This window comes from Bacillus sp. FSL R5-0439, from assembly GCF_038008805.1.
GTDB classification, from domain to species: domain Bacteria; phylum Bacillota; class Bacilli; order Bacillales; family Bacillaceae; genus Bacillus; species Bacillus safensis.
In genome coordinates, this window is sequence record NZ_JBBOZW010000001.1 from 2085133 (window position 1) to 2098979 (window position 13847).

17 protein-coding genes and 1 riboswitch are annotated in these 13847 nt (G+C 42.2%); of the genes, 2 read left to right on the plus strand and 15 right to left on the minus strand.

Annotated features, from left to right (window positions below):
* Positions 1–24: 24 nt before the first annotated feature.
* The 5 genes from ribB to NST59_RS10590 form a co-directional block, all read right to left on the minus strand.
* Positions 25–651: a 3,4-dihydroxy-2-butanone-4-phosphate synthase gene (ribB, locus tag NST59_RS10570; RefSeq protein ID WP_144490290.1), complete on the minus strand. Its 627-nt coding sequence runs from the start codon at positions 649–651 to the stop codon at positions 25–27.
* Positions 652–662: 11 nt separating this feature from the next.
* Positions 663–1313, minus strand: coding sequence for a riboflavin synthase (gene ribE, locus NST59_RS10575; RefSeq protein ID WP_144490291.1), 651 nt, complete (start codon positions 1311–1313; stop codon positions 663–665).
* 251 nt (positions 1314–1564) lie between these two features.
* A riboswitch (FMN riboswitch) is annotated at positions 1565–1706 on the minus strand.
* Positions 1707–1812: 106 nt separating this feature from the next.
* Positions 1813–2157 (minus strand): hypothetical protein, encoded by a 345-nt coding sequence (locus NST59_RS10580; RefSeq protein ID WP_034623431.1) that lies wholly within the window; start codon positions 2155–2157, stop codon positions 1813–1815.
* Between the two features lie 230 nt (positions 2158–2387).
* Complete coding sequence (locus NST59_RS10585; protein ID WP_039179646.1) at positions 2388–2624, minus strand: DUF2164 domain-containing protein; 237 nt, start codon at positions 2622–2624, stop codon at positions 2388–2390.
* A gap of 209 nt (positions 2625–2833) precedes the next feature.
* Positions 2834–3415, minus strand: a complete 582-nt coding sequence (locus tag NST59_RS10590; protein WP_106025038.1) for a TetR/AcrR family transcriptional regulator — start codon at positions 3413–3415, stop codon at positions 2834–2836.
* A 267-nt stretch (positions 3416–3682) separates the two neighbouring features.
* Between NST59_RS10590 and NST59_RS10595 the strand changes: the two genes are divergently transcribed.
* The gene (locus NST59_RS10595; protein WP_059377128.1) at positions 3683–4882 is read left to right on the plus strand and encodes an MFS transporter; all 1200 of its coding nucleotides are present in this window, start codon (positions 3683–3685) and stop codon (positions 4880–4882) included.
* Positions 4883–4912: 30 nt separating this feature from the next.
* Here the strand turns inward: NST59_RS10595 and NST59_RS10600 are convergent, their stop codons facing one another.
* A complete protein-coding gene (locus NST59_RS10600) occupies positions 4913–5350 on the minus strand; it encodes a peptidylprolyl isomerase (protein ID WP_008359679.1) in 438 nt (145 codons plus the stop codon).
* A 321-nt stretch (positions 5351–5671) separates the two neighbouring features.
* Between NST59_RS10600 and NST59_RS10605 the strand changes: the two genes are divergently transcribed.
* Positions 5672–6556: a DUF1002 domain-containing protein gene (locus NST59_RS10605; RefSeq protein WP_024422856.1), complete on the plus strand. Its 885-nt coding sequence runs from the start codon at positions 5672–5674 to the stop codon at positions 6554–6556.
* 38 nt (positions 6557–6594) lie between these two features.
* Here the strand turns inward: NST59_RS10605 and lysA are convergent, their stop codons facing one another.
* The 9 genes from lysA to sigF form a co-directional block, all read right to left on the minus strand.
* The gene (lysA, locus tag NST59_RS10610; protein ID WP_058837980.1) at positions 6595–7920 is read right to left on the minus strand and encodes a diaminopimelate decarboxylase; all 1326 of its coding nucleotides are present in this window, start codon (positions 7918–7920) and stop codon (positions 6595–6597) included.
* A 115-nt stretch (positions 7921–8035) separates the two neighbouring features.
* Positions 8036–9508 carry a spore germination protein gene (locus NST59_RS10615; RefSeq protein ID WP_047204120.1) on the minus strand — a complete coding sequence of 491 codons (1473 nt, stop codon included), beginning with the start codon at positions 9506–9508 and terminating at the stop codon, positions 8036–8038.
* A complete protein-coding gene (locus tag NST59_RS10620; protein WP_048239298.1) occupies positions 9462–10070 on the minus strand; it encodes a stage V sporulation protein AE in 609 nt (202 codons plus the stop codon). The genes NST59_RS10615 and NST59_RS10620 overlap by 47 nt, the downstream gene beginning before the upstream one ends.
* A gap of 6 nt (positions 10071–10076) precedes the next feature.
* Positions 10077–10427, minus strand: a complete 351-nt coding sequence (spoVAE, locus tag NST59_RS10625) for a stage V sporulation protein AE (RefSeq protein ID WP_007501045.1) — start codon at positions 10425–10427, stop codon at positions 10077–10079.
* Positions 10427–11443, minus strand: a complete 1017-nt coding sequence (gene spoVAD / locus NST59_RS10630; protein ID WP_039179664.1) for a stage V sporulation protein AD — start codon at positions 11441–11443, stop codon at positions 10427–10429. Before spoVAD ends, spoVAE begins: the two co-directional genes overlap by 1 nt.
* Before the next feature lie 12 nt (positions 11444–11455).
* Positions 11456–11908 (minus strand): stage V sporulation protein AC, encoded by a 453-nt coding sequence (spoVAC, locus tag NST59_RS10635; protein WP_039179667.1) that lies wholly within the window; start codon positions 11906–11908, stop codon positions 11456–11458.
* 20 nt (positions 11909–11928) lie between these two features.
* Entirely contained in the window at positions 11929–12345 is a 417-nt protein-coding gene (locus NST59_RS10640; protein WP_034280358.1) for a stage V sporulation protein AB, read from the minus strand.
* Entirely contained in the window at positions 12335–12955 is a 621-nt protein-coding gene (locus NST59_RS10645) for a stage V sporulation protein AA (protein WP_059377134.1), read from the minus strand. Before NST59_RS10645 ends, NST59_RS10640 begins: the two co-directional genes overlap by 11 nt.
* A 114-nt stretch (positions 12956–13069) precedes the next feature.
* Positions 13070–13837: an RNA polymerase sporulation sigma factor SigF gene (gene sigF / locus NST59_RS10650; RefSeq protein WP_024422864.1), complete on the minus strand. Its 768-nt coding sequence runs from the start codon at positions 13835–13837 to the stop codon at positions 13070–13072.
* Positions 13838–13847 lie beyond the last annotated feature (10 nt).

Below are 13847 nucleotides of genomic sequence, written 5' to 3' on the forward strand. Positions count from 1 at the left end.
GTTAATCATCCTTTTTTGTGATTTTTATTTTGTTTTGATAGTCGCTGTTTGATTATTGTTTAAATATATCTGTAATGCTTCTATTGTCAGCATCTTTAAATCATGCTGTTTTTGGATCTCCTTTAGTTCAGAGACGCGAGCCATTGATCCATCTGCATTCATAATTTCACATATGACACCCGCTGGCTCTGAGCCTGCCAGTTTAGCAAGATCAACCGCCGCCTCTGTATGACCTGGTCTTTCTAGTACGCCGCCTTCTTTTGCAATAAGCGGAAAAACATGGCCTGGACGGGCAAATTCGTCTGGTTTTGCGTCTTTATTTAACATGGCCAGCATGGTCGTGGAGCGCTCAAAAGCACTGATACCAGTCGTCGTTGTCACATGGTCGATGCTTACTGTAAATGCTGTATGGTGTGCATCTGTATTATGTTCAACCATTGGATGCAGATTCAGGTGTTTGGCGATCGACGCATCGACTGGCGTACAAATGAGGCCTCTTCCATGTAAAGCCATGAAGTTAATCACTTCAGGTGTGGCATGCTCAGCAAGTGCCACAAAGTCTCCTTCATTTTCTCTGTCTTCATCATCCACTACGATAATGATTTCTCCTTGTTTAAGGGCATTTACTGCCTCATCAACAGAATGATACATACAATCGCCTCCTAGAATCCGTGCTCTTTTAGAAATGATGGGGTCAATCGAGATGGCTGTTTATCGCCTTGCTCTTTTGTTAAAAAACGATAAATGTATTTACCGATCATGTCACACTCTATATTCACAATATCCCCCATAGATTTAGTCGGGAAAATAGTTCCTTCAAGCGTATGAGGAATAATAGAGACTGTGACTTGTGAATCTCGCAAATCGAAAATGGTCAAGCTGACACCATCTATTGCGATCGAACCCTTTTGGGTGAGCATATCTGTGAGGGTCTTGTCCATCTTTAAATCATAGTAAATGGCATTACTCTTCTTTTCTATTCGGGTAATGACTGCCGTTCCATCAACATGGCCTGAGACAAAATGGCCGCCAAATCGTCCATTTGAGGACATGGCTCGCTCTAAATTCACTGGACTGTCTTTTGTCAGCTGATCCAGTGATGTCGATTTGACCGTCTCTGGCATCACATCTGCGGCGAACTGTCCTTTTGTGAAGCTTGTGACTGTCAGACATACTCCATTAATGGCGATACTGTCTCCGAGGTGAACATCTTCTAGCACACGGCTGCATGTAATGACAATTTCCATGGCATCTGCTGACTTTTTACTTAATGACTGAACGGTGCCAACTTCTTCAATAATCCCCGTAAACATGTGATCCTCCCTTTCTTTTCATTTGTATTTCTCACTTTTTAAAAAAGCGATGTTAGGGACATGTGATCGATTGAGCACCTTCGTCGCTTTTTATGGTCCATACAAGGTAGATGAGGGATCACCTAATAAACACTGCATGCATCTATTAACAACAAAAACATACAGAAAGCCCCGGAAAAAATTCCGGGGCTGTGGTTTTTTGCATCAGAAATAAGACTATGATCAACAAATATTTTTCGTTCATAGCTTTCTTTATCCTTCTCCCATCCAGACTTTCACTGTCGGCTTCAGCTTTTCACTGAATCAACCGTTAATAAATTAACGGGTCACGGGCTGTAAAGCATTTGCTTTATTACCGTCGGTCGGGATTTTCACCCTGCCCCGAAGGATACAATCGATATTTAGCTGTCCTTAGGGGCTATTATAGCGATCCTTGTTGTCAAATGCAACAATCAAGATTTCTTCAAAAAAAAAGCCTCCTTATAGGAAAGGAGACATGTTAATTTACGACTTTTACTACTTTTATCAGTCCATCTATTCTTTTTTCATTACTAAAGTAGGCTTTAATACGATCGCCTTTTTTCAGATCGGCCACATCATCTTCAAATTTCTTACCATTAAAAATGATTTTGGTGCCATTCTTTGCTTGACCGTAATATTCATCTCCATCAATTTTCGTAATGGTATATTCATAGATGGTGTAATCTTTATCATTATTTGTTAGGCTCTCGCCAATGGCTGTTGGCACATCTTCAATTTTCATGCCATTCATGTATAAATAACCTGCGCCTAAACAAAGCAGTAAAACAAATAAGATTGCCATTTTTAATTTAATTTTCCCCATATTTAGAACCTCCATCATCTGCACTTCGCCTATTTGTATGTTTTATTCCTTCTTTTATTGAAATAAAACCAAAAAAGCTGATTTTCATTAATGGTTACTTATATAACGATTCAGATGGCCCTTTGGTTCCACCTCTTAATCATTACATATGATACGAATATGCGTTCTTTATTAAGGGGGTCTTTTTCCTATTTATCAGTTCGTCCCACACGATACTACAGGCTTTTCGATTATATTCTTTTTTCGAGTGCGAATAAGTCTTCCTCTAACAATTGTGACCGCTGAACAGCGATGCTGCGGCTGTCGCGAACCCCTTGATTATAATAGTAGCTTCCAAGGTTTTTTGTGATAAATTCTAGTATATTAATGGCTGCTAATTCACCAATCTCTTCTTCTCGTTCTTCGGCAAAGTAACGCTGAATGGCCATCATCATTTGATTTTTTTCTTCTTTAGTGAGTGGTTTCAAAGTCTCCCCTTCTTTCTATTTTCTTCATTTGCAGCTGGATGTGCTTGCATTTCACAAATACGAATGTTTGTTCTCTTATCATATCATAAAAAAAGATTTTGTGCATGACTGCCCTAAAAGAAAAAGCGTATTTTGATGTAATGGATCAAAATACGCTTCACTATTTTGTATGATTTTTTCACAGAAGCTTTCATAGCGTGTTATCCATTTTATTTTAAAATGGATAGGATCGTCGCTACAGAATGATCTACAAATGAACGCTCTGGACGTGACTTCATGAGGACGGTAAGCCCGATGAAAGAAACGACCAGTGTCTGCGCTAAGGCTTTAGCATTCAAGCCGCTTTCGAGCTCACCTGAGCGAATACCTTGCACGATCTTTTCTTCAAAAATAACCGAAAGATACATCTGATGCTCTCTTGTCAGAATTTCAAATTTCTCTTCGTGTGGAGCAAGCTCCACTATTGTATTAATGCAAAAACAGCCTTTACTTGGGCCATCTCCATATTCCTCTTCCACTACATCTGTCAATAATAGATGAAATGCTTCCTTTACAGATCGATTGTTTTGAAGTTTTGTTCGAATACGGGCTGCATGCTGCTTTGTATATGTGCGTAATGCAGCCTCAAATAATTCCTCTTTATCTCCAAAGGCTGCGTATAAACTTGGCCGCTGTATTCCCATTTTTGCAGTCAAATCGCTTAACGTTGTAGCTCTATACCCCTTTTCCCAAAAAAGCATCATTGCATCATTCAACGCTTTTTCCTCATCAAACTCACGCTGTCGAACCATCATCAATTCCTCTTTTCAACAATAAATTCCTTTCACGATAACAACCATCTATTTCTTTGTTTGTAAGTTTTCATTACCAATCGGTATATAATGATTGTATTTTATTCATGTAACATTGTCAATTTGTCTTTCTGATCTCCAAATCAACATAGAATAACCAAAATAAAATCTTGACTTTAAAACGTTTTGTTGGTTATTCTTAATCATAATCATTTTGTACCGATCAGTATATTATATTAAAAAGCTCAAAAAGAGGGGATGCAATGAATGGTTAAAGATAAAATGACTCACTATATGGCACTACTTTTTGCAGCAGCCTGCGGGATGGCTGTTGCAAACATATACTTCGCACAACCGTTACTAGATTCACTGGCAGCCGAGTTCGATATCACGTATTCATCCATCGGTATTGTCATTACGATTACTCAGCTTTGTTATGCGGCGGGGCTGCTACTGATCGTACCACTTGGTGATCTGTTGAATCGACGCCGGCTCATCATTGGTCAGATGCTTTTATCTGTGCTTGCCCTCATTCTAGTCGGCATCGCTCCTATCGTCACCGTCCTATTTATAGGATTAGCATTGGTCGGACTGCTCGCTGTAGTCACTCAGGTACTCGTTGCGTTTGCAGCAAGTTGGGCTGCTCCAGAAGAGCGCGGCCGTATCGTCGGCTTGGTGCAAAGTGGAATCGTCATCGGTATTCTTCTCGCCCGAACCTTTGCTGGTGTATTAACCGATTTTGCTGGCTGGAGGTCTGTATATCTTGTTTCTGCCGTCATCATGCTGATCCTAACTGGCGTATTGTTCCGAGTGCTCCCGCGTGATGACAGCAAAAGAGAGTCATTATCTTATGCTCATCTGCTTCGTTCAATGTTTGTATTGTTCATACAAGAACGAATCCTGCGCATCCGCGGGATTCTAGCTCTTCTGATTTTTATCGTCTTTGGTACGTTATGGACTTCACTCGTGCTGCCTCTCAGTACTGCGCCACACTCTCTTTCACATACTGCTATTGGCGCATTTGGTCTTGCTGGAGCAGCCGGAGCATTAGGGGCTGCTCGGGCTGGCAGCCTTGCTGATCGAGGTTTTGGACAGTTCACAAGCGGTATAGCCCTTGTCCTATTATTCATTTCATGGTTTTTCATCAGTTTGACTGAACATTCACTTATTGCCTTAGTCATTGGCATTATCATTCTTGACCTATCTGTGCAGGCAGTACACGTAACGAATCAGACTATGATTTTCACAGTGCGGCCTGAGGCGAGAAGCCGGCTTACGGCTGCTTACATGATTTTTTACTCCATCGGCAGTGCGACCGGTTCAATTGTTTCAACCAGCATATACGCAGCCTATGGCTGGAGCGGAGTATGTCTTTTTGGTGCCTCTATCAGCGCTTTAGCCATTTTGTATTGGATCATCACCTATCGCCTAACGAAACAAATCACATTTGACTCAGAAACAAAATAAAAAAACACCGCGATTAAGCGGTGTTTTGGATTACGCATCCACAACTTCAACTTTTTCCATGCCTTGGCCTTGCTCCATATCAAGTACAGCCTCGATACCAGATGTTACCTTGCCAAAAACAGTGTGAACACCGTTTAAGTGCGGCTGCGGGTCATGTACGATAAAGAATTGGCTGCCGCCTGTGTCTTTACCAGCATGTGCCATTGATAATGAACCTCTTTCGTGCTGATGTGGATTTCCTTCTGTTTCACATTTAATTGTGTAACCAGGACCACCCGTTCCATTGCCGTTTGGGTCCCCGCCTTGGCTGACGAAGCCTGGAATCACGCGGTGGAACTTCAATCCATCGTAGAAGCCTTCATTCGCTAATTTTTCAAAGTTTGCTACTGTACCTGGAGCAGCCTCTGGGTAAAGTTCAAACTCAATTTTCTTTCCATTCGTTAATTGTATGTATCCTTTTTTCGCCATTTTTCACATTCTCCTTTCAGGTTAAACAACGCTCATTATAGCACATTTTCGGTGATGTTAAACATCCCCTGCTCTTCGATTGTCATTTACCTCTTAACTGATGATTGATAAAATAGGATTGCTTGATTCTTTTTTCCTCATAAAATGATATGTGACGAAATGACATGTCTTCATTTATTGGAAAAGGAACACATCTTAAAAAGAAAATTGAAACGTCGAGTCAATTTGTTACGTCTATATGATGGAGTGCATTTCTGTACGTGTACTCAAAAGCTGAGTTTCTCTTGAAAGAGGAACGCTTTCGACTTGAAGGAGGTCAACATGTTTAAAAAAATGATGCTTGGTATGATGGCAGCGCTCCTTTTCCTAATTGGTGCGCCAAAAGTCAGCTTAGCGGATGCAGCTGTCGGCGATGTCATCGTCACACTCGGGCAAGACTTAACACCAGCTGATCGACAAAAGGTGCTTGACGAGTTGAATCCACCTGAAAATGCGACAAAAATTGAAGTAACCAATAAAGAAGAGCACGAATATTTAGGAAAGTATATCCCTCGTTCTTCTATCGGGACGAGAGCATTATCATCTTCATCTATCACCATTGAGAAATCAGGTACTGGTCTGACTGTGGATACACACAACATCAAGACCATTACAGATGAGATGTATTTAAATGCTTTAATGACAGCAGGTGTCAAGGATGCCAAGGTTGTCGTCACTGCTCCATTTGAAGTATCTGGTACAGCCGCACTGACGGGCTTACTTAAAGCGTATGAAGTGTCAAGCGACAAAGCCATTCCAGAAGATGTGAAGCAGGTGGCGAACGAAGAGCTTGTGACAACTTCTAAATTGGGTGACTCCATCGGGAAAGACAACGCTTCTGCCCTTATTGCAAAAATCAAAGATGACATTGCAAAAAACGGTGTCCCTAAAACCACAAAAGAAGTAGAAGAAAAAGTCGATCAGGCGGCTTCTGATTTGAACTTAAATCTGACGCAGGATCAAAAAGATCAGCTTGTCTCGTTATTTGATAAAATGAAAAACATCAATATTGATTGGAATCAAGTAGGGTCTCAAATTGATAAAGCAAAAGACAAGATTACAAAATTCATAGAATCAGATGAAGGGAAAAACCTTCTTCAAAAGATTTGGGATTTCTTTGTCTCCATCTGGAACGCGATCGTCTCTGTATTCACTGGAGGAAAATAATCCATGAAAAAAAGCTGCCTGTACCCCAGGCAGCTTTTTTAATTAGATGATTTCACTTTTGATTGATACGGTAAATCAAGTTTGACAATGTCCTCATAGGTTTCACGCTCAACCACAAGCTGCGCTTCCCCGTCCTCTACAAACACAACCGCTGGGCGCGGAATGCGGTTATAGTTGTTTGACATACTATAGCCGTAAGCTCCGGTACAAAAGACAGCCAATAAATCCCCTTGTGATAACTCTGGCAGATCGATATCCCAAATGAGCATATCTCCGCTTTCACAGCATTTACCGGCAATTGAAACGGTTTGATCATGCGTTTGACTCATTTTATTGGCACTTGCCGCTTCATATTTCGCTTGATATAAAGCCGGACGAATGTTGTCACTCATTCCGCCATCTACCGCAACATAATCGCGGATGCCAGGTACGTGTTTTGATGATCCGATCGTATAAAGAGTCGTCCCTGCATCTCCAACGAGAGAACGGCCTGGTTCTATCCAAATCTCCGGCATATCAAACTCATAGCGGGCCACGTTCTTTTTCACAGCTTGGATTATTTTCTCGACATATTCTGTCGCAGGAAGTGGTTCATCCTCTTCTGTATAACGAATCCCAAAGCCGCCGCCTAAGTTTAACACTGTAGAAATAAAACCAAATGATTCTCTCCATTCATCCAGCTTCAAAAAGATTTTATCTGCCGCAAGGACAAAACCAGCCGTATCAAAAATTTGTGAACCGATATGACAATGAACACCTAAAAGCTCAATCACTTCTGAACGAAGCACTTGTTTCACCGCTTCATCTGCTTGTCCATTGTGAAGATCAAAGCCAAATTTTGAATCCTCTTGACCTGTCGTAATGTAATCATGCGTATGCGCTTCGACACCAGGCGTGATGCGGAGCAATACTTTCACTTTTTTTGACAGCTCTTGACCAAGCTGTTCAATGAGCTTCATTTCATAGAAATTATCCACAACTATACAGCCGATCCCATGCTCTAAAGCCATTTTTAATTCTTCTCTGCTTTTATTATTGCCATGGAAATGAATTTTTTCTACTGGGAATCCAGCGCAAATGGCTGTGTGAAGCTCACCGCCTGAGACAACATCAAGAGATAATCCTTCTTCTTTAGCAAGCTGAAACATGGCGATGGAAGAAAATGCTTTACTCGCGTATGCTACCTGCGCTGTTAATTCTTCCTCTATAAATGCTTTTTGAAAGCTTTTTGCGCGCTCCCGTATTAAAGCCACATCATATACATAAAGTGGTGTCCCATACGTTTCAGCTAAAGAAACGGCATCAACACCACCGATTTCTAAATGACCGAGTTCATTTTGTCTGCAAGTGCCGTGTAAATACAATGTCATTCCCTCTTTCTCCGCTTCGGCTGAAAAAAGGCAGCTGCGTGAGCTGCCTTTTGCCTTGTCTCAAAGTTAAAAATACAATATCACAATCTTCAGCCACTTTCAATGAGCCTTAAGAATTTGGCGGAATTTTTGATCTGTTTTGAGGGTGAACGATGCTCGGTCTTACTTTTGAGCCAGGAACAGACGTCCGAATCAGCACTTGCCACAAAGCCTTCCCATTAAATGGGAGGAACGGCCACATATAAGGCGTCTGCAATGAACGAATGGAAGTTAAATAAATGAGTAACAACGTAAAACCAATGATGAGTCCATTCAGCTTGAAGATCGCCACTAGTGCTAGGATGATGAGCCTGACAATCTTATTGGCGACACTCAGCTCATAGCTTGGCGTTGTAAAGGTACCGATCGCCGCCAGTGAAACGTATAAGATGACCTCTGGTGTAAACAAACCGACATCAATAGCGATTTGTCCAATTAAAACAGCCGCGATCAGTCCCATGGCGGTCGACAATGCGGTTGGCGTATGAATTGCTGCCATCCTTAAAAATTCCACCCCGAAATCAGCAAGGAACACTTGGAGAATCACAGGGATATGAGAAGGTTTGTTAAACCCAATATAGCTTAAATTGTCAGGCAAAAGATTCGGTTCAAGGATAAAAAGAAACCAAATCGGCAAAAGAAAGGTAGAACATAAAATGCCTAAAAAGCGTACCCATCTTAGGAATGTACCAACGGCAGGTGCCTGGCGATATTCTTCTGCATGCTGAACGTGGTGAAAAATAGTGGTTGGTGTAATGATGACACTAGGGGATGTATCCGTAATGATGATGACATGCCCTTCTAATATGTGGTTAGCGGCGACATCTGGACGCTCGGTATAACGCACTAGCGGAAAGGGATTATATCCTTGCTTAATAATAAATTCTTCAATCGTTTTATCAGACATCGTCAGCCCATCGACCTTAATTCCTGATACTTCTTTTTCTATAATATCTACAAGATCTGGGTCTGCAATATCTTCAATATAGCAAACACAAACATCGGCTTTGGAACGTTCGCCTACTTTGAGCATTTTGTATCGCAGCTTTTCATCCCGCACTCTTCTTCGAATAAGCGCTGTATTTACAATAATGTTTTCAACAAAACCGTCTCTTGCTCCCCTGACAACCTTTTCTGTATCCGGCTCCTCAGGCATTCTGCCAGGATAACTTCTAACATCAATGATAAAGGCGTAGTTTTCACCTTCTACAACAACTGCTACAAGCCCGGACAGCACTTGATCCACCGCTTCATCCAGCGTTTCTACCTTGGAGACCTGCTGATTGACAAGGCGGTTCTCGACTACATGTGCAAGATCATCTGATTCTGGTTCGTTGTCATTGATTTCGATTAGTTCTTTTAATAAGTAGATGACATACTGTGTATCACACAATCCGTTTACATAGTAAAGCTGGATTTCCTGATCGTGTATATAAATTTTCCGAACACCAAGGTCAAAGCTGAGACCCATTCCGACATTTTCTTTGAAGTAATCTTCATTTTTCTTCGGATCTCGGTACACGTTTACCTTGTCTTTCTTCATGGAAGCCACTCCTTTCTAATATTAATTCCACTGCTTTCATCGTGATTGGAGATCCCTTGCTCAGATCATCTTTCCGTCCCATCTTGCCAATATCTCCAATCCCGACAACGAACGGGAGATTGAGGGAGTCAAGACAATACACTGTATCCCCGCTCATTTTATGGGGCTCCATTTCGGGAAGACCGTGTTTGTCGACACCGTATTCTGTCAGTTCACCTTCCCGGTCAATGGAGACATGGACCTTTGTCCATTCGGCTTGGTGCGTCTTAGATGCAACTGCAATCGCGCCAATGACTTCGATTTCAGGGTGGCGTGCTACATGTTTCATCGCCGTCTCGCCTGTTCCTTCACCGGTCAGTCCAGAATCATCAAACATCACAAAGACTGGATCATACGGTGTTTTTAAAATCATCTGAACAAGTTCAGGTCCTGTCCGTTTGCTTGGATTTCCTTTTGAGCTGGAAATACATCGTCCGCCGACGTTTTTAGCGGCGAGCTCAATGGTTTTGGCAGCATATATATCTCCGTCTGTCACTAAAATGACTTTCCGTCTTTGCCCCATATTCGGTTATCCTTTCGGTTTAAAGATCAGTGCGATAATAAATGAGAATAAAATCGCAGCTGATATTCCAGCAGAGGTTAATTCAAAAATACCGATACCGATGCCGATGAATCCATGTACATCTGCCTGGTGCATTGCCCCATGAAGCAAGCTATGACCAAAGCTGACGATTGGTACGGTTGCGCCCGCACCTGCAAATTCAATAAATTTATCATAAATACCGAATCCGTCTAAAATGGTACCTGCCACAACAAAAGTAGTCATGACATGTGCCGGCGTGAGTTTGAGTACATCTAGCAAAAGCTGGCCAATGACACAAATAAGTCCGCCTGCCACAAAAGCGATAAGATAATCCATTAGCTCTCTCCTCCTGCACGCTCAAATACGACACCGTGCGCAATGGTCGGAATGGTCTCTTTTTGCTGAACCATCATTGGGCTGAGTAGCGCCCCGGTTGCGACAACGAGTACTCTTTGCAGATTCCCTGCTTTCATTTCTTGAAAAATATGACTAAATGTCACAACAGCTGAACAAGCACAGCCGCTGCCTCCAGCGAATACGTTTTGATCGGGTGTATAGATGATTAAACCGCAATCATCGTGTTTTCGCCCAAGCTGGATGCCTTCTTCTTTCAGGAGATCCTTTAAAATCGGTGAACCAATGCCTGATAAATCTCCAGTTAAAATCAAATCGTAATCATCTACTGTTCTTCCTAAGTCTTCTAAATGCTGCTTGATGGTGTCTGCCGCGGCCGGTGCCATGGCCGATCCCATATCAAATGGATCTGTAATGCCGAGATCCATGACCCTGCCTACCGTTGCACTTGTAATTTGAATTTGTGAGGGCTCTTGGCTGATAATAACGGCTCCGCTCCCTGTTACGGTACTTGTTGCTGTATCTGGCTTTTGTCCGCCGTATTCGGTCGGGTTTCGAAATTGGCGTTCTGCGGTCGCATTGTGACTGCTTGTTGCTGCGATGGCTCTATTTGCAAAGCCACCATCAATGAGTGCTGACGCAATGGCGACCGATTCCATTGAGGTCGAGCATGCTCCAAATAAGCAGAGAAACGGGATCTTCAGCTCTCTTGCCACATAGTTTGCTGTGACGTTCTGGTTGAGTAAATCTCCAGCTAGCAACAGATCAATATCGCTTTTTTGCAAATTTGCTTTCGATAAAGCGGTTGATATCGCATCATCCATGAGCTTCCTTTCAGCCATTTCCCAGTTCTTTTGATCACAGTGCATTTCATCGTATGTTTTATCAATTAAATGTCCAATTGGACCTTCTTTTTCCTTAGGTCCTGCAGCAGTTCCTTCTGCATTGACATAAAGCTTGTGCTCAAATACCCAAGATTGTTTACCTGTTAGTTTCACCTTTCATTCCTCCTACGAAAACATCTTTTCGAAGATGTATCGAATGATCCCTACGATATATGCCGAGACGACACCGAACACAATGACGTTCCCAGCGAGCTTAAACATATTTGTGGCAACACCTAAAACAAGCCCTTCACTTTTATGCTCAAGGGCAGCACTTGTCATACTGTTAGCAAAGCCTGTTACCGGTACGGCCGATCCCGCTCCAGCAAACTGGCCGATTCTATCGTAAATACCGATACCCGTTAATAGAGAAGAAATTAAAATGAGGGTTGCCACTGTCGGGTTCCCTGCTGTCTTTTCATTAAAATCAAAAAAGTGGATATAGAAATTTTGCAGCCCCTCACCTATTAGACAGATTAAGCCGCCAACTAAAAACGCCTTGATGCAGTTGAGGACATAAGGAGGTTTGGGCTGATATGTTTTCACCTTAGATGGATAGTTTTCTTTTAAACTCGACACGTGTTGTTCCCTCCAATTTCTTAAATATAAATAAGCCAATGAAATAGTGAACCAAATACCTTTCCTAAGACGATGGCCATGAGCAGCAAAACTATTTTCCCGTCCATTCCAATTCTTTTCGTTAATATAGGAAGTACATTTAATACTTCAGTGAGTGCAGCTGCAAGCATACCGACGAAGATGCCTGATAAAAGACCGACCGGCAGCGCCAGCCATTTGGTTAAATGCAGATGTATTTGACTTAAGGTGGCCCAGCCGCCAACAACCGCCCCGCTAATGACTGCCGCCTCGTACCCTTGTATGAAGCGCTGCGTTTTGGTTAATTGCATTAAGCGGGGAATGATACCAAGCACTGTAAGAAATGCCACAAATCCTGCTCCGACTGTTAAACCGCCGCCAAGTCCAACGAGTACGACAAAAAGCCATTTACCGATCATGGATATCCTTCAATGTTTCTTTATTTTCATTGAGTGCGACATAATGATCGAGATCGAGCTGATATTTAAACATTTCCACTTCGAGCGGACTTGGTTCTTCATTTAAACGCTTTTTAAATACATGATTGAAAAACAAAATCATCCCAAGGCCGAGTCCAAAGCTATATGGAATTTGTAATAAATACGGATGCTCAACCGTTTTCCCTGTGATCATTTCATATAGGCGGATATGAACGAGCCGCATACTGACATCCTCGTGGAAATTCATAATGGCAAGCGCCGCTCCGACAAATAATAGAAGCCATACAAACACAAATAAAACGGGAGAAAGCTGGCGTTTGCCTGTATCAATTTCAACAATGGCCTCAGAGCCGCCAACGGTTTGAATGTCGATATCCGGCCACGTTTTTTTGATCGTTTTGACGACATGCATGATATCAAGAACGGCGATGTGACGATCCTTTTTGCTGACATGATACACCGGCATTTTGCTAAGCTTTTGCACAGCAAACTCATCACCAGTGATTTGGGCGACATCCTCTAAATAAATGAGCTGATCTATTCCGGTCTTGATTCGATGGCGCAGCCGAATAAAGATTTGTCCGTCCATCCAAGTCACTTCCTATACGAGGGGTTAAAAATAGTATGTGGTGAAAAATGGTTCTCATACTGATAGAACTTGATTTACCGGTAATTACCACACAAAAAAAGCCAGCCGAATTGGCTAGCTGTCTTTTTGATCCATTTGCATTTGGATTTGCTTTAAAATTTTCTTTTCAAGCCGTGAGACTTGCACCTGTGAAATGCCAAGTCTTTCTGCAACCTCAGATTGTGTCTGGTCTTTATAATACCTTAAATACACAATGAGTTTTTCCCTTTCTTCTAATTCCTTGATCGCTTCTTTCAGAGCAATTTTGTCAAACCATCTTTCTTCAGAATGATCGGCAATTTGATCAAGCAATGTTATCGGATCCCCATCATTTTCATACACTGTTTCATGAATGGATGATGGTGAGCGGACCGCTTCTTGGGCGAGGACGACATCCTCTGGTGTGATATCAAGGTATTCGGCAATTTCTTGAACGGTCGGCATTCTTCCATGAGACTTAGACAACTCATCCCTTGCCCGCCGGATTTTATTTCCGAGTTCCTTTAATGACCGGCTCACTTTGACCGTCCCATCATCCCGAATGAATCGCTGAATTTCCCCGATGATCATTGGGACGGCGTAAGTTGAAAACTTTACATCATATGACAAATCAAATTTATCCACAGATTTCAGCAGTCCAATACAGCCAATCTGAAACAGATCATCTGGTTCATATCCCCTATTTAAAAAGCGCTGAACAACGGACCAAACAAGACGCATGTTTTTTTCTACGAGGAGGTCTCTTGCTTGCTGATCACCGTCTTGGCTTTTTTTGATGAGCTCTTTGACTTCATCATTTGACAGCTGGGCTTTTTTAGCTTGCTTTTTTACCTCCACATCCATATGAGCAGCT